17 protein-coding genes and 8 pseudogenes are annotated in these 20,684 nt (G+C 60.0%); 11 read left to right on the plus strand and 14 right to left on the minus strand.

Annotated features, from left to right (window positions below):
• Positions 1 to 125: 125 nt before the first annotated feature.
• Positions 126 to 322 (minus strand): annotated as a pseudogene (locus EH240_RS39360) (transposase); the annotation flags it as partial.
• 199 nt (positions 323 to 521) lie between these two features.
• Positions 522 to 871: pseudogene (locus tag EH240_RS38580) on the minus strand (IS630 family transposase); the annotation flags it as partial.
• A 417-nt stretch (positions 872 to 1,288) separates the two neighbouring features.
• Here EH240_RS38580 and EH240_RS31035 point away from each other — a divergent pair.
• Complete coding sequence (locus EH240_RS31035) at positions 1,289 to 2,398, plus strand: YopJ family acetyltransferase (RefSeq protein WP_281035185.1); 1,110 nt, start codon at positions 1,289 to 1,291, stop codon at positions 2,396 to 2,398.
• A 223-nt stretch (positions 2,399 to 2,621) separates the two neighbouring features.
• Here the strand turns inward: EH240_RS31035 and EH240_RS31040 are convergent, their stop codons facing one another.
• From EH240_RS31040 to EH240_RS31050, 3 genes are all read right to left on the minus strand, one after another.
• Positions 2,622 to 2,915: a hypothetical protein gene (locus EH240_RS31040; protein ID WP_125005739.1), complete on the minus strand. Its 294-nt coding sequence runs from the start codon at positions 2,913 to 2,915 to the stop codon at positions 2,622 to 2,624.
• Between the two features lie 52 nt (positions 2,916 to 2,967).
• The gene (locus EH240_RS38585; protein ID WP_206075351.1) at positions 2,968 to 3,378 is read right to left on the minus strand and encodes a hypothetical protein; all 411 of its coding nucleotides are present in this window, start codon (positions 3,376 to 3,378) and stop codon (positions 2,968 to 2,970) included.
• A gap of 379 nt (positions 3,379 to 3,757) precedes the next feature.
• Positions 3,758 to 4,660, minus strand: coding sequence for a LysR family transcriptional regulator (locus EH240_RS31050; RefSeq protein WP_125005741.1), 903 nt, complete (start codon positions 4,658 to 4,660; stop codon positions 3,758 to 3,760).
• 160 nt (positions 4,661 to 4,820) lie between these two features.
• On the opposite strand from EH240_RS31050, the gene EH240_RS31055 reads away from it, so the two are divergent.
• The 7 genes and pseudogenes from EH240_RS31055 to EH240_RS39365 all read left to right on the plus strand — a co-directional run.
• Positions 4,821 to 5,663: a DODA-type extradiol aromatic ring-opening family dioxygenase gene (locus EH240_RS31055; protein ID WP_125005743.1), complete on the plus strand. Its 843-nt coding sequence runs from the start codon at positions 4,821 to 4,823 to the stop codon at positions 5,661 to 5,663.
• Complete coding sequence (locus EH240_RS31060; RefSeq protein ID WP_125005745.1) at positions 5,660 to 6,040, plus strand: thioredoxin domain-containing protein; 381 nt, start codon at positions 5,660 to 5,662, stop codon at positions 6,038 to 6,040. Before EH240_RS31055 ends, EH240_RS31060 begins: the two co-directional genes overlap by 4 nt.
• Before the next feature lie 35 nt (positions 6,041 to 6,075).
• Positions 6,076 to 6,497, plus strand: a pseudogene (locus tag EH240_RS31065) (DoxX family protein).
• Between the two features lie 96 nt (positions 6,498 to 6,593).
• Positions 6,594 to 7,496 (plus strand): NADP-dependent oxidoreductase, encoded by a 903-nt coding sequence (locus EH240_RS31070; protein ID WP_125005747.1) that lies wholly within the window; start codon positions 6,594 to 6,596, stop codon positions 7,494 to 7,496.
• 87 nt (positions 7,497 to 7,583) lie between these two features.
• Positions 7,584 to 8,021, plus strand: a complete 438-nt coding sequence (locus EH240_RS31075) for a DoxX family protein (protein ID WP_125005749.1) — start codon at positions 7,584 to 7,586, stop codon at positions 8,019 to 8,021.
• Between the two features lie 237 nt (positions 8,022 to 8,258).
• A pseudogene (locus tag EH240_RS31080) lies at positions 8,259 to 8,592 on the plus strand (Tn3 family transposase); the annotation flags it as partial.
• 4 nt (positions 8,593 to 8,596) lie between these two features.
• Positions 8,597 to 8,812 (plus strand): annotated as a pseudogene (locus tag EH240_RS39365) (hypothetical protein); the annotation flags it as partial.
• Between the two features lie 16 nt (positions 8,813 to 8,828).
• Here the strand turns inward: EH240_RS39365 and EH240_RS39370 are convergent.
• The 3 genes and pseudogenes from EH240_RS39370 to EH240_RS31105 all read right to left on the minus strand — a co-directional run.
• Positions 8,829 to 9,578: pseudogene (locus EH240_RS39370) on the minus strand (IS630 family transposase); the annotation flags it as partial.
• 429 nt (positions 9,579 to 10,007) lie between these two features.
• A pseudogene (locus EH240_RS31100) lies at positions 10,008 to 10,097 on the minus strand (tyrosine-type recombinase/integrase); the annotation flags it as partial.
• Positions 10,098 to 11,338: 1,241 nt separating this feature from the next.
• Positions 11,339 to 12,991 (minus strand): MFS transporter, encoded by a 1,653-nt coding sequence (locus EH240_RS31105; protein ID WP_125005755.1) that lies wholly within the window; start codon positions 12,989 to 12,991, stop codon positions 11,339 to 11,341.
• Between the two features lie 371 nt (positions 12,992 to 13,362).
• Here EH240_RS31105 and EH240_RS31110 point away from each other — a divergent pair.
• The 3 genes and pseudogenes from EH240_RS31110 (at position 13,363) to EH240_RS38255 (ending at position 14,698) form a co-directional block, all read left to right on the plus strand.
• Positions 13,363 to 13,781 (plus strand): annotated as a pseudogene (locus EH240_RS31110) (Ros/MucR family transcriptional regulator).
• Positions 13,782 to 14,294: 513 nt separating this feature from the next.
• Complete coding sequence (locus tag EH240_RS40210) at positions 14,295 to 14,507, plus strand: transposase (RefSeq protein WP_167484237.1); 213 nt, start codon at positions 14,295 to 14,297, stop codon at positions 14,505 to 14,507.
• 17 nt (positions 14,508 to 14,524) lie between these two features.
• Positions 14,525 to 14,698, plus strand: a complete 174-nt coding sequence (locus EH240_RS38255) for a hypothetical protein (RefSeq protein ID WP_167484238.1) — start codon at positions 14,525 to 14,527, stop codon at positions 14,696 to 14,698.
• 180 nt (positions 14,699 to 14,878) lie between these two features.
• Here EH240_RS38255 and EH240_RS31130 read toward each other — a convergent pair whose 3' ends face one another.
• From EH240_RS31130 to EH240_RS31155, 6 genes are all read right to left on the minus strand, one after another.
• Positions 14,879 to 15,229 (minus strand): transposase, encoded by a 351-nt coding sequence (locus EH240_RS31130; protein ID WP_125005757.1) that lies wholly within the window; start codon positions 15,227 to 15,229, stop codon positions 14,879 to 14,881.
• A 1,208-nt stretch (positions 15,230 to 16,437) separates the two neighbouring features.
• Positions 16,438 to 16,878 carry a PI-PLC domain-containing protein gene (locus EH240_RS31135; RefSeq protein ID WP_125005759.1) on the minus strand — a complete coding sequence of 147 codons (441 nt, stop codon included), beginning with the start codon at positions 16,876 to 16,878 and terminating at the stop codon, positions 16,438 to 16,440.
• 1 nt (position 16,879) lies between these two features.
• Complete coding sequence (rlxS, locus tag EH240_RS31140) at positions 16,880 to 18,850, minus strand: relaxase/mobilization nuclease RlxS (RefSeq protein ID WP_125005761.1); 1,971 nt, start codon at positions 18,848 to 18,850, stop codon at positions 16,880 to 16,882.
• A 176-nt stretch (positions 18,851 to 19,026) separates the two neighbouring features.
• The gene (locus tag EH240_RS31145) at positions 19,027 to 19,707 is read right to left on the minus strand and encodes a lytic transglycosylase domain-containing protein (RefSeq protein ID WP_125005763.1); all 681 of its coding nucleotides are present in this window, start codon (positions 19,705 to 19,707) and stop codon (positions 19,027 to 19,029) included.
• The gene (locus EH240_RS31150; protein ID WP_125005765.1) at positions 19,695 to 20,243 is read right to left on the minus strand and encodes a S26 family signal peptidase; all 549 of its coding nucleotides are present in this window, start codon (positions 20,241 to 20,243) and stop codon (positions 19,695 to 19,697) included. Before EH240_RS31150 ends, EH240_RS31145 begins: the two co-directional genes overlap by 13 nt.
• Positions 20,240 to 20,509, minus strand: a complete 270-nt coding sequence (locus tag EH240_RS31155) for a helix-turn-helix transcriptional regulator (RefSeq protein ID WP_125005767.1) — start codon at positions 20,507 to 20,509, stop codon at positions 20,240 to 20,242. Before EH240_RS31155 ends, EH240_RS31150 begins: the two co-directional genes overlap by 4 nt.
• Positions 20,510 to 20,684: the final 175 nt, after the last annotated feature.

Here is a 20,684-nt window from a genome sequence, read left to right on the forward strand (position 1 = left end):
GTGTTCGCGCGCCTGGTGCCTCATCGCCGCCGCGCCATCTGCTTAGAATAAAACGTTTTCGATTGCGGCCGGCCCGATCTTGCGGAACGCGAAGTTCCAGCACCCCAACCCGCGTCACAAGCTTACGTGCGCTCATAGTAGCCGGACCGGTAACCAACCCGCTCCGCCGTCCGCTCGCCTTTCTCGGCCCCGATCGCCACCGTCATCTCGGCTTCCAAAGTCTCCTGCACGACAGTCTGCAACACCTTGCGAAGCCGTCCTCATCCGACAATAGCAACGCTTTCAACTCGCCTCTGTTCAGTCTAATTTCTCGATTGGTCATGGCACTCCCCTTCCACGGGAATCGGTGATCGCAACTCACCACCGTGCCATGGCCGCCCCACTTCAGCGCAGGCGCTGGCCTCTCTCCAAAGCTTTTTGCAGAACCTTTAGGACACTATATAATAGAGAAAGAGGCGCTCAGCGGGCTAGAAACGGGCGAAGTGCCCGAGCTCCGAAGCTTCGTTAGCAGCAGGATGGCCGTTCTGCTCCGGTGCGTGTCCAGACTTTTTGAACGTCCACCCGTGGCCGCGAAGCCATGCGCTCAAGGCGCTGCGGTTGATCCGCACTGACCGCTCCCCCCAGCCGCTCCATCATCTCGTTCAGCGTGATGTCCTTGCTCTCATCGATCAGCCCGATCAGAAGGCTTCTTGTGGATCAAGGCTGGATGCACGTTGGCGGCCCTGCGGTCGCGGCGTCCGCTCGCCGATCTTCGCCCGTGATCCAGCGGATCACATTCGATATGCCTCGCCGAACCGCGCCGTCGCCCTGCCGGGCAGACAATGCTCGCGTCCGAAGTCTTAAAGACCCGGGATCGAAGATCGTCGCTCAGTGCTCTTCACATCACCCTTGAACACCCGCGCAGCCCGAGGTCACATCACAATCGATCTCGGGACGTGCTCCAGCCCACCGATTGGGGTTCACTTCAACCGTCAGCTTCTCGAAAGGTAATTCTCCTAGCGTGAAAACGCGATCCGAGTATTTAGACCTGCGAACCGCCCTCGAACTGAGGAATAGCAATGGGCCATCTGACTATCGACCAATTGGAATCCAGATTTCACAAATGCCTACTGCGTCATGCTGATGCAGCAGGTGGAGCAAGCGATATTTGAGCCGCGTCTGAGCGGATCGCACCGCAGTGAGGCCGTGCAAGTCGATCCTAGAAGACTGTGAACCGGTTGGTTCGCTTGTGCGCGATCACGTTCTTGGCCCCGCCGGGTCGGGTAACACGTATTCCAGGAGCATACATATGGGCGGCTGCATCTCACGAATGAGCGGACGGCGCGAGACCCACCAGGACTATAGACACAGCCAGGAAACCGAGTTTGCAGCTCACCTTGAGTCTGCGCAATCAAGTTCGCCTCGATCCAGTTTTGAACGCCCCCTACAATCAACCGAACAGTCCGGTAGCGGAAACGCCTCGAGCCGTAGCCGCTCGTCACGTGTCAACGAGAAGATCGAGCTGCTTGGCCAAACCCTTGAGCGTGCCAGGCAGACGGGGACCCCGTCCAGTCTGATGGAATACGGTCGGCAGGTAGCACACTATCTGTCTGCCAACACACAGCCGGACGAAAGGATTTTGTCGCTGGATATCAACAATTTTCATCACTTGGCAGCGAGCTACAACCGGCGCTACCCCGAGCTTGACCTTAGGCACATGGACTCGCCTGCCACGTTTCTCGACACTCTGAACGACCGGTCAAGGGATCGAGCCTGGCGTGCTGTCGTGCGGTTGTCGGACGGCGAGAAGCACCACTTTGCCGCCGATGTTCGGACGCGCGCGGGAGCAGCTCCGACCGTGATCGTGATGGAGGGCGCCAACTTTTACACCTTTGTGGCCCCCCACTTTAAATTGCGGGCGGCATCGCTGGAGCAGCTGGGAGCGGAACCGCAGTGGGCCTTTATCGAGATTGATGCGCAGAAGTCTGCTGCTGACTGCGTAATGTTCGGCCTACAGTTTGCGCTAGCAGCTCACCGAGAGTCACCGACGTTCGATAGCTGGCATGACAATCTGCATCAGCATGGAACGATGGCCCGCGAAGGTGACTGTTCCAGCGATTTCATGCCCTCACCCGATGCGATGCTGGAATATGCTCAAATAAATCTATTTCATGGGGAGAGGTTCCTCCCTGCGCCTTTTTACAAGCACTCCCATTCCAGCAGTGTAATTGCCGAAGTGGCAGGCCACCAACCTGGCATCAAAGAGAGAGACGTGAGCACTAGCAGGCGCGATCCCAAAACGGAGTCGTTGGCTAACCGCCTCGAAGCCTTCGCTGTCCAGCGAGGCTCCCGTCAGTACAGTGCATCTATTGAGACGTCGAGAGCAACCAAGATCCGGACCGCACTGAACATGATATAGGTTCTGCGCATCATTGCACGGAAGTCTCGGTCTGGTTCTTCGCATGGTACGCACGATCCCTCGCCGTCTGCGGTTCAAGCCCTTCATAGTGCGAGGCACAGCCGTGCGAAGTCTGCGCGGCTGCTGCCAGCATCTCATTCGAGGGCTGCTTCGAAGTGACCTGAAGCCCACGCTTGGCACTCACGCCTGTCAAGGCTTTAACACCCAGGGTAACGCGGTGGCTCTAACGAAAATCGAATTCCGCCAGGGCAGATAGTTTTGGGAAAATGCTGATATAGCCCAAAAGGATCGGCTGACGCTCCCGACGAGGCGGGATAAAAGGCGGGGCCAGCCCGCCTCCCTTGCAAAAGCCCATGCCAAATGTAATTCCGCGAGGCGTCGCCGTGGGGAGCGGAACCCGCCTCCGCAAGCCGATGGCCCGGATCATCCCCAACGCGCGGTCGAGTCGTTTCGCAACCGCGCAACGCAATTTGTGCATTGCAATATCAGCGGCGATCGATATGTTGTTGTTGGCCATCTACTCCTCCCAGATGCCGGCGCTGAATGTGGTGCCCCTCCCGCGCTGCATTTCAAATCGAGCCCGCTGCCACTTCCTCCGGCAGGGGGCATTTCGTTGTCTGGGGTAACTTCGCTCCAAGCCCAACGTATTGATCTCTAAGCGAAACGAGCGCTCCGGCCTTCCAGGCCTTTTTGCCCTGTCCGCAGTGGATAAACACCGTCTGTCCCTTTCCACCGGCCATGAGCCCTGAGCGGTTCAGCGGTGGCTGCATGACGAAGACGTCCTTCCTCACCGTGAAGCCGAAGCCATTTTTGGGATGTACCACTTGACCGTGCACGGTGATCGAGCTCGTTTCCAGGGAGACCGTTCGAAGCTCTCGGTATTGGACAGCGGTCATGTCGTTGTGGGTACAGTGGAGAAGATTTGCCATCGGGCCGTGGATGGAAACGAAGCGCTGGCACGGTCTCTTGACTTGAGCCATTCATGACGCCTCCCGTCTCGGCACAGGCAAGAGGAGAACTCTCCACCATCGCCATGAGCGGAGTTTGTCGGTGATCAACATGCGCGGAGCCATGCCCCGCTCCTTGAGCAGTCTTCGGCATGCATACTCACCGCCGAATTTACCAGCCCAATCGGTGACGGTCTGGAGCGATACTTCGATGCCGCAGATTTCCCCTTAGTCTGCGCTCCGAGGATATGCTCTCCGTCGCCATCGCTTGCCGGCTGAAATCACCAGCCTGCGCGACTGGCGGGTTCGGCAGGACATTCGGTCATGGCGCGGCATACCCGCCCCTCATACCAAGTTTAGGCGACGGTGCCGTTGGGAGCTATAGCTATCGCGTTCTGCGGCGGCGCCTGGATCAGTCCGCGGAGCCGACGCTTATCCGGCCGGCGAGAAAGTCGATAAAGGTGCGAACCTTGGCCGAGAGATATTTCCGGCTGGGATATACCGCGTGAAGGGTCGTGCTGAACTTTATCACCTCGGGCAGGACACTCTCCAGCCGCCCTGCCGCGATGTCGGGCGCGGCCATCAACGTCGGAAGGAAAGTCAGGCCCATGCCCTCGAGTGCAGCCTGGTGCAGCATGGTCTCGTTCTCGCTCTGCATCACGGTGCGGAATTGCACGGTCTCCCGGTCTTCCGGGCCACCAAAGGACAGACTGCCGCTCAGATTCATGCCGCTGTAGAGCAGCATCGAATGCCCATTGAGATCGGCCAGCTTGGCCGGCCGGCCGGTGCGCGCCAGGTAGGCTGGGGATGACATGAGATTGAAGTTTATACGGGTCAACGGGCGCGAGATGAGGCCGGGATCGAGCCGATCCGATGAGGTCGCGCGCAAGGCGAGGTCGAAGCCCTCGTCGACCAAATTGACGATCCGGCCACTGAGGTCCATGTCAAAAGTGACGTCAGGGTAACGCCGGTGATACTGCGCCATCAGGCCGGCGACGAAGCTGTTGGCGATCCAGACAGGGGCACTGAGTTTCAATCTCCCGCGTGGCGTGACCGTGACATTGCTTACCGCGGCCTCGACCTCGTCCAAACCCTCGAGCATCGGCCTCACTTGGGTGAAGTAAAGCGTGCCGGTTTCGGTCAGGCTGACGCGGCGGCTGGTGCGGTTGAGCAACCGGGTGGCGAGCCGGTTCTCCAGATGCATGACATGCTTGCTCACCATGGCGGGCGAGAGGGCGAGGCGGTCGGCGGCGGCGGTGAAGCTCTTCAGCTCCGCCACCATGCAAAACACCTGCAGGCTGGTCAACGTGTCCATTGGTCATCAACTCACGAGAAATAGTTCGTCAACTGCGAAACAATTGATCAACCAAGGAGAAAAGTCCAACTCTTGGTCAAGGCAAAGCTGGCGTGTGCCGAAGCATCGGTGACGATTTTGCGCCGACAGGGGCCGGCATATCCGACCAAGGACGAACACGGTGTTGAACGCTCATCTTCCAACCTATTTCATCAGCCATGGTGGTGGTCCCTGGCCCTACATGACTGGCGAATTCCGCCGCAACTTCGACCGGCTCGAACAATTGCTCATCGAGATGCGGGCTGAACTCGGCGATATACCGAGGGCTGTTCTTGTCATCTCGGGGCATTGGGAAGAGAAAGGCTTTACCATTTCCTCGGGCGTGCGCCCTGGAATGGTCTACGACTATCAGGGATTCCCGGAGCACCTATATCATATCACATACGGCGCTCCGGGCTCACCCGAGCTGGCGCGGCAGGTACAGGGGCTGCTCCGTGGGGGCGGTATCGATGCGCAGGTCGACCCTACCCGCGGCTACGATCACGGCACGTTCAGCATCTTGCAACCGCGCTACCCCGACGAAGACATCCTCGTCGTCCAGCTTTCGCTGGACGCCAGCTTCAATCCCAAGCTGAACCTTGCTGCCGGACTGGCGCTCGCGCCCCTGCGTGATGAAGGCGTACTGATCCTCGGCAGCGGGCTCAGTTTTCATAACCTGAAGGCGATGGGCAGCCCGAGCGCTGTCGAACCGTCGCGCCGGTTCGATGCCTGGCTGCAGCACACCCTGGTCGATTCCTCGCCCGATGACCGCGCCGATCGGCTGGTCGACTGGCAACAGGCGCCTTTCGCCCGCTTCGCGCATCCACGCGAGGATCATCTCTTTCCGCTGATGGTCACGGTGGGCGCAGCCTGGAACGAGCCCGGTGCCGTCACCTACCATCAGACTGATTTCGCCGGCGGCCTCGCTGCCTCCAGTTTCCGCTTCGGCAATCCGCCCGGAGCCTCCCAAGGAGATATGCGATGACTCACACTACACCGAAGCCGATCCTCTACCTTAAGCAGAACTGCCCCTTCTGCCTGAAGGTCAGGCTGTACCTGCTGGAAGCGGCCATGATGGAGGATGTGAAAATTCGCGACTTCGCGCCTGGGACGCAGCAGGAAGATGACATTCGCGCCGAGCTCATCCCGCATCTCGCCAGGTTGAGCTTCCCCGCCGCCCAGCTCGAACCCGGCCACTACGCCGCCGAATCTGACGACATAATCGCGTTTCTAGCAGCGAAATCCGGCCGCGAGATAGCGAGCATGCCAGTGTATCGAAACTATGTCGAGGGCCCGTTCAACATGGCAATGACCCTTTGGAAGGAAAACCAGGAGCTCAAGAAGGCCGCGTCAGCAGCCTGATCTTTGGCAGCCCATCCGGGAGAAACACTATGAATATGCTTAATACCTCCAAATGGACGCCGATGGCTCTGGCCGTTCTGCGGCTCGTCACTGCACTCTATTCGTGGAACATGCGACGATGAAATTGTTTGCCTCCCCGACGGGCATACCAGGAATGGAGGGCACACTGCCTCCCATCATGCTCGTCGCCGGAGTGATCGAACTAATCACCGGAGCGCTGATGGCGGTTGGATTGTTTACCCGCGTCGCACCCTTTGTCGCTTCCGGCGAGATGGCAGTCGCCTACTGGATTGCCCATGCCCCGCAAGGCTTTTGGCCAGCGCTCAACATGGGCGAACCGGCGATCATGTTCTGCTTCGTCTTCCTTTATTTCGCCTTTGCCGGCGCTGGTGCCTGGGCGCTCGACAGTATCCTGCGCCCTGCGCTGAACCAGTCGCCGATGCCCGACCGCGCATAATCTTCGGCCAATGCGTCTTCAAAACGCGTCAGCCTCATCGCGCCCGTTCGGAACCATTGGCGGGCAAAAGCAGCAACCAAATCCAGGAGTCAAACAATGAAAGCTGCCCTTCTCAGATCCTACGGCGATGTCGATCAGTTTGTGATCGAGAACGTGCCCATGCCGAAGCCGAAAGCCGGCGAAGTTCTGATCAAGATCAGAGCCTCCGCGGTCAATCCCTTTGATCTCATTGTCCGCCAGGGTTTCATGGCCCAGTTCATCCCACTGGAGCTTCCCGCGGTGCTCGGCGGAGATGCCGCGGGCACTATCGCTGAGTTGGGCGATGGCGTGACCGAGTTCGCAGTTGGCGACCGGGTCATTGCGGACTTTCCAGCGAACGGCAGGGGCGCCCATGCGGAATATGGAGTGGTGCCGGCGACGTCGGTCGCCAAACTCCCGGCCAATCTGAGCTTCGAGCAGGGCGCGTCGCTCGTCAAAGCCGGTCTTACCGGACGGCAGACGGTCGACGCGCTAGAGGTCAAGGCGGGCGACCGCGTCCTGATTTCTGGGGCCCTTGGCTCTGTCGGCCGCGCCGCGATCCAGCATCTGCAGGAGATCGGTGCAAAGCCGGTAGCGGGGGTCCGGCCGGAGCGACTCGAGGAGGGGGGCGCGCTAGCCGGCGAGGCGCTCGACATCACCGCCTCGTCTAGTGTTGCCAGCTTCGACTATGCGATCAGCGCCGCGGCACCTGTCGCGGGCAATCTCATCGCCCGTGTGCGCGACGGCGGCCAAATAGCCAGCATCGTTCCCGTGCCCGAGGGTTCAAAATTCGGCAATCGGGTGACTATTCGCGAGCTCTACCACCGCACCGACGCCGGGACACTTGCGGCGGTCGCCGATGCCGCTTCCCGCGGTCTTCTGTTCATTCCGATCGCGGCGACGTACACGCTAGATCAGACCGGCGCGGCTCAAAGCGCAGTCGCAGCGGGTGCCAGAGGCAAGATCGTGCTGAAGCACTGACGCCCTCAAGATCGTCTCAAGCCATGCAAACTTCTGACCGGGCGGACGCAATGTTCATGCCTCGTCATTCAAAGAAAGGTACCAACCATGTCTGTTTCTCAATCTAGCCCTGCATCCGCAGGTCCCTCGTCTCGCTCCTGGCATATTGGGCTGTGGGCCGCCCAGCTCGTGCTCGTTATCCTGTTTGGCTGGCCCGGTATCATGAAGACGTTCATGGACCCGTCGGTTCTTCCGCCTATGGGCATTGTCTGGGCAACGGATGTTCCCATTTGGTTTCTGCGCTTCATCGGCCTTTGCGAATTGGCAGGTGCGTTTGGAATGATCCTCCCGACGGCGACCCGCATCCTGCCGTTCCTGACACCTCTTGCTGCGCTCGGCTTCGTCACCATCCAGGTGCTTGCTATCGGCTTCCATGCATTCCGAGGAGAGACCAGCCACACCTTGCCGATGAACGTTGTTTTTCTGGCGCTGTCGCTCTTCGTGCTTTGGGGCCGCACGCGAAAAGCGCCAATTACCCGCCGCTGAAGCGCTGAAACAGCAGTAGTGTGAAAACGCGCCGAACACTGACTCCGCGTCGAAAGATTCCTTGTGAACATTTGGTGCTGTCCAATGGGTCCCGAAAGGTATTTTTTATTGCCATTCGAAAAACTCGGAAAGAAAAGTCTGTTGCTAGAGCGCTTGGGCGCCTGGATCACTGTTCGGCGTGTTTTGACAGAACGGTAGTTCCAGGCGATGAGGCGTCTCTCTTAAATCATGCGACTTGAACTGGGTAGTATCGAGCGGTCCCAATTCATGATCGAATGGTACTCAAGTCGGGCGCTACGTCGGCGCCGCCAAGCTGCCCTCACAAAGGGCGAGGCGGCGCACAAGCGCGCAGTGTTCTTTCATGAGCGGCGAAATCCGGGACTGATCGTTCGAAAGCCTAGCCTTCCGAGCATCCGGCCTCAATCTCGTCGTCAGCGCGATCGTACACAGGGCTACGGTCTATACCGAACGAGCTACTCATTTGCGCAGCACGCGCCGGGTCATTCTAGATGATCTGCTCAAGCACATCTCGCTGCTGAGTTGGGAACATATCAGCCTGAGCGGCATCTACATGTGCCGACCTGTATTCCCACGAAATCGGCTTTCGCTGGTACCAGCGCGTCGTCAAAGGAAATGCTGTTCGGAAAACTCGGCACAGCCCGGAAATCATGCGGATCCTCTGATCACGGATACCGCCGGTACTGCAGTTGCCGTACGTATTCCGCGCCGCCACGGGTCGTCAGATGCGCGCTCTTTACTGGCGCTACATCGCTTGGTCGCGGCACGCCTGATACCAATTCCCATTGATCAGAACTTATGTGCCCACTGGCGCAATCCGATGGACATGATGCGCCACGGCTGCTCGACCAGGCGGTTCCAGGCGAAGCAGCAATGGTCGAGGATGTCGGCGTAGGATTTGAAGATCCTGTTGGACAGCCAGTTATCGCGCATGAACTGCCAGATATTCTCGACCGGGTTGAGTTCGGACATTTGGACGGCAGCGGCAAGAGGGTGATATTGGCCGGAACGATGAGCGTGCCGGAGCCATGCCATCCGGCCTGATCGAGCAGCAGCACGGCGTGCGCGCCCGGGGCGACGGCAACGGAGATTTCCGCCAGATGCAGGTTCATCGCTTCGGTATTGCATCGTGGCAGCACGAGCGCGGCGCCTTTGCCCTCGGCAGGTAGACAGCGCCAAAAATCCATGCCGAGGATCGGCGCTGATCCTTCGGAGCTGAGGGGCGGGTGCCGCGCCTTGCCCAGCGGCGGGTGAGCTTGGTCTGCTGGCCGATCCGGGCTTCATCCTGCCACCATAGCTCTATGGGCGTGCCGCGCGGGAGGCGCGCCCGGATCGCCGCCAGCTTGGCGGGGAAGTCTTTTTAAAAGCGGGGATCGCTTCGGCATCCTGCGCATGATGGCGCGGCCGGGCCGATAGCTTGCGGTAGCCGAGCGCGCGCAATTCCCGCCTCAGCGTCTGCTTGCTGATCGTGATCGCGAACTCATCCCACAGCCATTGGGCAAGGTCGATCAGTCGCCAGCGCACCACCCCGTGCGCCGCGCAATTGTGCGAGCGACACCTCACCATCGCTGAAGCGAAAGTTGAGAAAATCTCGGGCGACTAGCCCATAATTTAAGATCGTTTGACGAGACAGTGCACGTGCGTCTTGCAAATACCGCTGGTATGCCAGCACATGTTGTTCAACCGGTGACGGGTTGTACTCGGCCTTCTCTTCGGCGATTGCGTTCCGGCGTCGTAGAAAAGCCAACAGATGTCGAAGAGCTGTGCCGTCTCCACGCTTTGGCCGTTGCGCTCGGTCCAGCAAATAACGCTCAGCATACTCTTCATTTACGTCGCTTAGCTCAATCCCCTGCTGTCGGAGCCACGTACTGAAGCCTGCGGCCATCAGCACCTGGTCCTCATGGAAACAAGACCGTACCCTCAATCACCGAGCCATTCGGCAAACGGAACAATGTAAATCGCCACCGGGCCAAAAAATCGACTGAACTTCGCCACGTGATGCACGTAGGATCGCCGGGTCTCCGGTGACAAATTGCGGATCGTCAGATCTTCAATCATCCGCTGACGCAGGGGGCTTATCTGGGGTTCTCCTGTCTGGAACGCTGGCTCGACACCAAATCTTCTCAGACAGGGGCCTCCTCAGGCCAGACCCCCGCATCAGCTACCGCGGCAGCGGTTTAGTTCAATCAGAAAATCGGCCGAAAGGGAATCCCCTCGTGAGTCACACCTTCAAGGATTTGGTATAAGCTGTTGCAACGCTCCTCAACCAGACTTCGCATGAAATCAGAGCCGAAGATAGCCGATAGGACGAACGACTTTGAGATCGCGTCATTCGTCCTCCCAAGCACCGCCTCTCATCGAGGAGCAGAATCTTCGGCTACACCGTCAGCGCGAGACACAGCGCAGGCTTATCTGCTGCGCGGTTCGCCCGGCGCACAGCAGACAGCGAGGCCGCTACGGCGCCGAAAAACTCGCGACGGCGGCTCGAGTCCGGGCCCGGTCTGCCATTTTTGGCAGGTGATCCCTGCAAGTACATGGCGTGGATCATCCCAGCTATCTCCTGGCCGCCCCATTGCCGTCGTCCTCTTTTCAGCCGGCCGAACCTCCCCGAACGCCGGACCAATAATGACGATCCCCTCTGAATAAGGAGCCCGACCGTCTGCGCCGTCTTGCCGTGGTCCCGGCTATGCCATGGCCCTACCCTTCCCTGCCTACACAGGTGGCGAAGTGCAATCAATTCTACCTTGTAATGACCTTGGAAAATACGACAGTTGCACCACAATAATCGGGTTAAGGCTGAAGACTTTTTAGGGAACCCTTCAAAAAGGAAACAGCAGCTCTTCCTGCCCTTACAAAGCCGGAGTCGCTCCATTAGAGAAAGCAGATCGCGAGCCAGGCCGTTCCGAACGGCCGATACGTTTGCGCAAGTCATAGTGCCCAGCCCTTCCACGACCGGAGCCGAAGCAATTCTGCCAGACAGTTTCAGGACTTCCCACGCCCGTGGCATCAGAAACCGCTTTTAGCGCCGGACATAACGCCACCTCCTTTGCGGCCCTAGCGCTTTGACGAGACAAGCAGCATCACCGGTCTTTGCAGTGCTTCCTTCAGCTCCGGGACTTCCATGAGCTGTTCCATCGACGGTTGCGAACTCATTGATCGCTTGGATGGCAAATCCGGCACTGACCAGCGCGTTAAGGGTGGTTCCAATGCTGCGCTAATACTTCACCACACCCTTGACAAACCAGTCGGTGCGAGGCGGCGGACGTCTTGGCTCAGCGATCTTGACGCTTTGCATGGGATCAACGCCGAAAAAAGAAGCTTGTCGATTGATCCCGCTTGCGGGTCGCTCCGGTCGGCCGCTCAATCGAAAGCTTGGTGCGAGGCGCAATCTCTCCCACGTGCAATTCGAGGAGAAGCTGATCCAGTTCCTTGTCCGCCGCGGTGAGGCGATGGTTCAGGCGAAGGTAATCCATCCAAGTCGGCGTGCGGAATGTCTCTATCCAATGCAACGGGTCCTGCAGATCGCGCTGGAGGTTCCAGTGCCGAGCACCGACGCGGCTTTGTACTCGACGTCGTTCCCGCATCAAGTCCAGGAAAGCTTCGACATTGTTCTCCGGTATTGAGTACTCGATTTTGACGACGATCGGGCCGCTTCTCCACTTCAAGTCCAAGGCGAGCTTTGGCGTTTCGAAGGCAAGAGGATCTAGGTCAGACTCTTTCCATTGACGAATGGGGAGCAGGAACCCGGTGGCGGCAACCAACAGGAGAGCGCCAGCGGAGCTTTCCAGCGCCAATGTGAGCGAATAGTTCTCAGCCACCATACCCCACAGCCAGCTGCCGGCCGCGATGCCGCCTGACGAGAGGGCAGAGTAAATCGAAAGCGTGCGACCAACGACCCACCGGGGGCTCGACAACTGCACGCTCACGTCAAGCCCCGTCCAGGTGACGACCCAGCCCGCGCCGCCGAGCGCCAAAGCCATCGTCGCCACGACCAGTGAAGGAGTGAAGGCCAGAACCAGGCAGCACGCCGCGCAGGCTACACACGCCAGTGTTGTCAGTCGCTCCTGCGATAGCGACCGTCTCAGCACGTTGTTGGAAATGCCGGCGCACAAGGCGCCCGTACCAAAGCCGGCCATAAGAATACCGTAGGCGATCGGCCCTCCCCCCAGCTGATTGCGGGCGACCAGGGGCAGCAAAGCCAGTATCGAGATGCTAGTAAAACCAAAAAGCGCTCCCCGCGCAATTGCGGCCTTGATTTCTCCCGACAGCGCCGTGAAGCGCCCTCCGTCATGAATGGCCGTGATCAATGGCTCACGTGGAAGGGGCGAAGAGCGAGCATTCCATTTGCAGCGCCCTATAGCCCACAGCATCGTCAGATACATCAGCGTCGCCAGCGCGAAAGCCGTCAGAGGTCCTGAGGAGGCAACGACGATGCCGCCGAGCGCCGGACCAATGCTTCGCACGGCGTTGTAGCCGACTGAGATCAGCGTTACTGCGGCCGGAACTTCCCGCTTTCGCAGGATGTCGCCGACCGACGCGTGCCAGGCAGGGTCGGTGAAGGCGGCGCCGCATCCGGCCAAACAACTGAATGCGAGGATCATCCATGGATTGTAAAACCCCAGCCCCACAAGAGCAGTCAGCATCGTCGACGACAAGGCTATCACGCACCAGCCGAGCGCCATCACATGGCGCCGGCTGAAATTGTCCGCAATGGCCCCGGCGAAGATCGACAGAATGAATACGGGCAGCGTCGTGGAAGTCTGCACCAGGGCAACCATCACGTCCGAAGGCGAGATGGTTGCCATCAGCCAACTGACCGCAACAGTCTGCATCAGCCAGCCCAAGCTGGACACCTGTGCGGCAGTCCAGATCGCGCGAAAGGTGGGATTCTCTAGCGGAGCAAACGTCGCCGACGAAACTGAAGCCGCGTCTGCGCGCACTACCCTGCTCATTGGGCCGAGCCTCTCTTGCTTGTACAGGTCGCGTTAAAGATTTCTCGTTGTCGCACTTGCCTATGGAGAGTGGCAGGATCAGGGCATTAGAGGGTGCGTAGCGAAGTATTTCTCGTGCGGCTCCTACAGGGTCGAAAATGAAACCCTTCTGCTAGAAAATGGCTGTTTATGCATCAGCCGAACCGCCTTAGCGGGTGCGATCGATGGTTCTGCCAGAGCGTCTGACCAGGACAGCAATGCAGAATCGTTTCCGTACCAAATCATGGGCGCTTGCGTGGGGTAGCAGTTTGAGTAGACAGTATTGATCGAGCACTGGCGTGACGTTCATTGCTTTCTGTGGCTGCTTTGATTAGGAAGCGGAACTTCTCCCATTGCTTTCAAATCATGAGCATTCCGTTACGGAAGAATCCGAGAACAATACTGCTTTCATCGAGCTCACTGCTGACGCCGTGTCGGCCTATGTCTCGAACAATCCAGTCCCCCTAGGCGAACTTCCGGCCATGCGCTTAAGAGCACAGTCGGCGGCTTTCCGGAAAAGCCTGAAGCACTCAAGCCTGCAATCCCCATCAAGGAGTCGGTCATGCACGACTACATCATCAGCCTGGAAGACGGAAAAAAGTTCAAGTCATTGAAGCGGCATCTCTCTATCCACTACAGGCTGATGTCCGGCGTCGCCCCGAGTTATGCCACCGCGCTCGGCTTTGGCCAAAACTATTGGCCTTGGTAGAAAGCTTAAGGAACCCGAACAGCCTGCCTGCAAAAAAGAACACGCAAAAAGGCCGTGGCCTGATGGTCCGTATTTCGCACGCGGCGTTTGAAAAGGCGGAAGAACCCCGCCTTTTAGCTGCGAACAGTTACCTGACTCCTCGCAGGCGTGCTGCGCAGGTTCGCTCAACGGGGTGCGCCATCTGAAAAAAGGTACTTGTAGCCGTTCGTCGTCATCCATCGGGCGCGCGCGAGATGGCTTTGCCATGCTCGGTACGCGCGCTCGGCTCTTTTTCAGGATCAATTTTCAGCACGATTTCGGCCACGTCGCGCCACGTCTTCTGCTGCGGCGTCCAGTAGCCGAATGTACAAGATCAGCCGCTCCTTGTCGTAACCGGCTCAGTATAGACACGGTGCTTCATCGGTGACATCCGGGTCGAGTAAGGGCGTGAGCATGCGTGCCATTCTTCTAGGGTCAGGACCCATTAATTTGTTGAATTGACATCTGTTGGGTGATTCAAGGTGGCAGGAGGTGCCGCCTTGAGTGATTTGCTGATGTTGACGCCGGAGCAGATGCGCCGGATCGAGCCTTTGGATCGTGCGCACGGGAATCCCGTGGCGTGACCGTCCAGCCTTTTTCGGAAGTTGGAACACCGTCTTCAAGCGATTTGGTCAAAGCCGATGTTTTCGTTCGGCTTTTCGAGGCCTGTTCGGACCAGCCGGACATGGAGTTCGCCATGGTCGACGCAACCATCGTCAAGGTCCACCGCCACGGCCAGGGCGCAAAGGGGGACTCAAAGCCAGGCCATAGGCCGCTCCAAGCGCTGCATGACTACCATGCTTCTTGCGCTCACCGATGCGCTCGGCAATCTCGTGCGCTTCGTTCTCCTGCCAGGACATCGCTTCGATACGCTGGGCGTCGCCCCGCTCATTGACGGCCTCGCCTTCGGCGGGCGGATCGCTGACAAGACCTTCGACAGCAACCCGTCATTGCCGATCTGAACGAGCGCGGCGCCAAGATCGTCATCTCGCAGCATCCGAGGCGCGCCTTGCCGCTGCCTCTCGATCTCGAACTCTACAAATGGCGTTATCTCATCGAGAACTTCTTATGCAAACTCAAGGAGTTCAAGCGTATCGCCATGCGAGCTGCACGGTACACGACTCAGGCGTGTTTTGAGATCGTCATTGATCTTCGGGGTGCTTTTTCGAGCCAAGCATGGGCTGCTGCTTTGGGGCTGTTGAGTAACCAGTCTCTGAGCGCGTCGAGACCGATGCGGAACCAGGATTTTTCGCGGCGGCCATGGCTTTTGCGGGTATGGCCTTCATGCCCATGGTGCTGGGGGCGCATCGGTAGGCCCATGTGATGGCGAGCATGACGACGACGATGAGGCTTGCGAGCTTCTCTGGATTGGTGATGTGGGTGTCCTCGAGATTGAGGCCTCGTGTCTTGGCGTCACCGAACAGGCACTCGATGCCCCACCGCTTTCGGTAGTCGCCGAGCGCCTGCTTGGGGTCGGCGCGATTGGTGGCCACGATCAGCCATTCGCCGTTGCCAAGGCGTTTGGCGGCAAGACGAAGAGGTTCGCGCGTGGCGCCTGCGGTGCCGTTGATGTGCCCGACGAGGGTTGCGCGGGCCCGCCTGCGCCCGCAAGAGCGTGGCGAGCGACCATGCGCTGCCGTCCTCGAGGGTTAGGGTCATGTCGACCTTCACGCGGATGGCAAAGGGGATATTGTTTTCGTTGAGGAAATCCATCCATTCGGCGCCGATGAACTCGCGGTCGGCGAGCTCCGGGCTTGCATGCCCAGATCGGCGCGAGCGCAAAATTCCTCAACCAGGCCGTCCATGCATTGCTTTGCTACGTTTATTTCTTCCCCTGTCGAGGAAGAGGGGCCTGCGACACACGGGGTTGGCGGCAGGCTGGCCGCTGGCGCCGTGGCTTCACCCGCCGACATCGTAGGAAAGCCACGCCGCCCCGCAGCGGCCGCACGGGGCGCAGCCGCCAGAGTTCGATGTACGTCATCGGAGGGACCGGAAAAACCCTCGCGAACGGCATCATCTGCACCGCGCGCAATGGGGGCGTAGGACTTCCCCCTATCTTGGGGCCCAGCGTGCATCTGCTCGACGACGGTATCGAACGATTCACTGCCTTCCCCAGGAGCAACATTTGGATTGCCAGCGCGAACTGGTGATGCCCGCGTGGTGTCGGCTGCAGCAGTCCCAATGCGCGATCTACCATGTCGGCCAATGCCCTTCATATTCCATCTCCGATCTGGCGAGAATGCGCTCGCTAAAGTGTTGTCGGTCATCCATGCATGCTGGGTCGTCGAGCCCTCTCTGGTTGGATGGACCGCAACCGTCGTACCACCAAGACTTCGCTGGCCAGGATCGATTCCGCGTGGCCTTCCCTGCACGGCGTCCGTCATGCTGCTTGCCCAACGCATCGCACGCCCCAGCGTGGGAACTTCAGCTTGTTTGTTAGACGCGTCGAGCTTCTCAGACCCCGCTGCTCTGCGAGCTTCTTTTTCAAGTGCGCTTCCGCAGGTATGCCTGCATGAAAGTTTAGATCGGTCTGCCCCCGCGGCGAACAGAGCCTGTTCGCTAAGCGTGCAATCCTTGTCGACAGCGCCGGTTTAGCGCTGAACCGCGAAGGTGCATATTTTCCAGTTCGCATCTCACCGCTCTACCTAGGCCCATGATGGGGCCTCGACCGTGCTTCGGGCGCACGCTCCCTTAAGGGGCGTTAGCTTTCGAAAAGCTGACGAGTCTCAGATGGATCGCAATCCCGCTTGCCGTTCTTAGTACCAACATTCGTGGTGCGGCCCAGGTTGGTGTCGTACAACATGATCAGGTCGCCCCGCTGCGTAGAGCGCACGTCAATTTCGGTATATGTGGCGGCTTGGATTGCAGCACCGGAATTTTCTGGGATATCCCTGACGCTGGGATTCTCGCTGTTGTTGCCAACCGCATTGCCGCATAAGCCGCGATGGGCGCACAAGGTGTGATCCCCGCGCGGGTCCCTCAGAACATCGCCGATTTTGTCGCTGTTGAACTCGCCAGCCTGCGCGATGTTCATCACAAAGCCGAGGGCTAGAACGACAAAACCCCTGCTGGCGGAGCGGCTGAGCTGGGCCAACGCCGTTCCGTAGTTGGGCACCGAGGTTGAAAAAATCTGTGTAGCCATATCACGAAACGCTCGGCCCGCTCCTCTGCCGGCCGATGGTCCAAGATATCCCCTCCCCGCGCATGATCCCGGACACCTCCTTGCCGACGTGATGATCAAGCATCGGCCGCCATGGCACCAGCGTGAACTCGCGCGACTTTTCAATGACGGCATATTTTCCCCCGGCAAGCTCGACGGAGCGGCGCAGTTTGCCCTCAACTTGTTCTCCGGACCGCGTTTCGGTGTAGGACAGGCCAAGTTCCTCCGACAGCTGGCCGACAACACGGTTGAGCTCGCGCTGGCGCAGGATCAAAAGCATGTTGGCGCGACAGACGACCCGGTCCTGCTCCTCATGTGCAAGGTCTTGCGCGATCAGCCACTGCTGCCGGCGGGCATGCGCCTCCCGCAACTCATGCCCAAAGCCTGAGTTGCGCAACGCCTCCGGTTTCTCGGCAACCAGGCCCCGGTCGAGCCAGGTGGCGCCATCGAAGCTGACTTGGCGTTCCAGCGGCATTGATGAGAGCTTCTCGACGACAACGGGTTCGGCCCTGGCCCGCAGCCGCTCGTAGTCGGAGACGCGATCGAGATGATCCGGCGCGATGATCCAGGTGCCGTCCGGCTCGCGTTCGACGCCTCCGATGACGCGACGGATCGCCTCCAGCCGACGGACATGCGTTTCGGCAAAGGCTTGGGTTGCGGACGGATCATGCCTCAGGTGTATATCAACGCTGTAACGATAGCCGTGCGTGGCGGCGATGTCGGCGACGGCACGGTCGAATTTCCTGGGCTTGGTGTTCCTCGACGTGACACGCACGATGCAGCCGTCTGGCGTCGGTTCTGTGGCCTCGCCTCTTCCGATGTCGATCCAATGACTTTTGCCGTCGACGCCGTCGACAACAAGGTACTGCCGGTCATTGATTTCGTCGGCGAGCCCGCGCGCGATGACGCGGCCGACGACAGGCCGGGCCGGCTCGCCGGATCGATCGTGGATCACCCAGTCTGTGGCGTTGCGTGCGAGCCCCTTGCCTGTCAGCTCACGGTGCATGATTTTGATGATGTCGCCGCGTTCGCCGATGCCGCGCAGCGTCGCTGCCAGTTGATCATCCAGGCGCCAGCGGCCCGAGCCGACCTCTTCGGCCAAGCCCATCCGGCCGAGCTTGCGAAGACGGCCCTGATGCAGCGTCTGGCGAAACGCGTCGCGGCCGTTAGCCGAAACAAGTCCGTCATCGTCGCGCATCCGCAGCAGCTGCCGGTCGATGCTGGTGAAGCGTTCCTGCTCCATTTCCTGACGCAGGCGCTGTTCGATCTCGCGGTCGTTGCGGGGACCGAGATCGAGGCTGACCAGCTCGGCGGCGCGCTCGCGGATCCCGCTCGAAATATACTCGCGCGCGATGACGAGGTTCTTGCCGCGGTCGTCCCTCCCGCGAACCATGATGTGGGTATGGGGATGACCGGTGTTGAAATGGTCGACGGCCACCCAATCGAGTTTCGTACCGAGGTCTTCTTCCATCTGCGCCATGAGTCGACGGGTGAGCGGCTTGAGGTCGTCATACTCGATGCCGTCTTCAGCAGCGACGATGACGCGGAACTGATGGCGGTCACCATCCGCGCGTTCGAGGAAGTCCTTGCCGTCGACGCAGTCACCTTTGGCGCCGTAGAGCTCGCCAGGCGCGCCTTCCCGGGTGACGCCGTCGCGCTGGATGTAGCGCAGGTGCGCACGCGCCCCGTCCTGGCCCTTGCCCGCCAGCTTGACGACCCGAGCCTTGACGATCACGCGCCGCTGCCGAAAGGCGGCGTAGCGGTCGCGCGATCTGAGCAGCGCGGCGGCCGGCCCGCCGCGCCCGGCCCGGCTTCCGTTGAAGCGAGCGCCATGCTGGGGCCGGCCGCCGGCTTTGTTGATCGCTGCCTGGACCTGGCCGGCATAGCGTTTGCCTGCCTTTGTGCTGCGCGACCCTATCTTGCCGAGCTTCGGCCTGAACTCGTCGTCCTTCATGCCAGCCTCCTCCTGGCCAGTAAATCAAAGGCTTAGGCGTCCAACGCTCTTGGCGCTGGCGCCAGCCTCCTGAAAAAACGATGTGCAGACAAGGACTTCGCCGGCTCCTGGAGGCGGTGCCTTTATCTTGCCTTCCGCTTTTCCCGCCCCGCAAAACCCGCCCCCCGCCTCCCGGTTCACCCGCCGTCCGGCTTCTTCGTTCGATTATCCCCGAGCGGTACGAAGAGATCGCCTTTTTCTTCGCCGGCGCTCACGCCATCACGAAGGAAGAAGAGCGCGCGTCCCGAGGGAGCGTTTTGCCTCTTTGGCGCATTGGACTCCCCTTCGAATTCGTCCATGTCGTGGGCCGAAACCCCCATCGTCTTGAGCTGTTTCAAGTAGGCAACCGTCTCCCTCGGCAGCGGCTTTCCATGCTTCAAATGGTCTTCGTAGCGCTCGGGCCCTGCGTTGTAGGCGGCAAACAGGCCGGGAAACCCGAAGCGGTCAAACATGGCGCTGAGATAGGCGGTCCCGGCGAGGATGTTGTCACGCGGATCGTGCGGATCGGCCCCCAGCCCGTATTCGGCACGGATCTCCTGATACGTTTCCGGCATCACCTGCATGAGGCCGATGGCGCCCGCGCCTGAGGTGATGGGGCGGCCGTGGAGCATGGTCTTGCCGCCGCTTTCGGCATCCATGACAGCGTAAATCCAAGCTTGTGGAATACGGAAGCGCCTGCTTGCTTGCGCTGTGAACTCCTGCCATCGTTGAAGCTGCGGACTTTGGGAGATGGCGACCGGCTCAGCGCCGGTCGAGGCGGAACAGGCGCATGGCGCAAAGGCGATCATGCCGAACATCAGGAGGGTCACTCGGTCCATAGCGGCACGAGCCTCCCGATGAGATTTGGGGCGGGAACAGGCCCGAAATAGCGGCTGTCGAAGGAGCGGATATTGTCGTTGCCGAGCAGGAAGATTTCATTGCCGTCGAGCGTCCGGCACCCGTTCCACCGTGGCAGCGGGCGGCCTTGGCCGTCGGTTGTCAGGCGTCGCGCGACGATCTCGCCGCCAATGATGATGGCGTCGTTGAAGGCACAGACGTGCTCACCCGGCAGTGCGGCAAGGCGCTTCACCAGCGATACGTTGGCCGGCAGATAGCTGCGTTCGGCGGCGAGATCGGCAACCGATTTCGGTGGGCTGACCAGGACGAGCTCACCACGAGCCGGTGCTCCCACAGCGAAGCGATAAAGGCCGACGGGGGCGCTGGCCGAGGCGTTCCAGACCAGCCAAGGTGTGGGTTTTGCGAGCGCTGTAAAGCCGATCAGACCCAGGCCGATCGTGGCGATGGCGATCGTTTTTTGCGCCCTAATGCGCCGCAAGCGGGTGCCGATCAGACGGATGAAGGGGCGCCGGCTCATGAGCGGCCTCCCTCGCCGGCTTGGCCGCAACCGGCGTCACCAGCCTCGGCAGCGGCGTGCTGCGGGTGACCTTTCGACCAGTCGTCGAGTTCGTCGATGTGATAGCGGACGTAGCGGCCGTGCTTGCGGAATTTCGGGCCGCCACCCTTGAGCCGCATCTTTTCCAGCGTGCGCTGGGAGAGCCCGATATAGAAGGCGGCTTGGGCCGTGTTGAGAAACGGACTGCCCTTCTTGGCGCGGGCCGCGCGTTCGTTTTCGTCGTCCATGATGATCCTCGTTTGGCTTCGGACAAGCGACGGCGAGGATGGGGGAGCGAGATCGTTTCGGGGACGGGCGAAGAGTGGGCGGCGAGTTTTCGCCGCCCTTTCGGGCGGACCGGTTTCGGCGGAGCTCCTGAGAATGAGCCCCGCGCCGGCTGCGGCGCGAGGCTCGAAGTCGGCC

The organism is Mesorhizobium tamadayense (genome assembly GCF_003863365.1).
Classification (GTDB): domain Bacteria; phylum Pseudomonadota; class Alphaproteobacteria; order Rhizobiales; family Rhizobiaceae; genus Mesorhizobium; species Mesorhizobium tamadayense.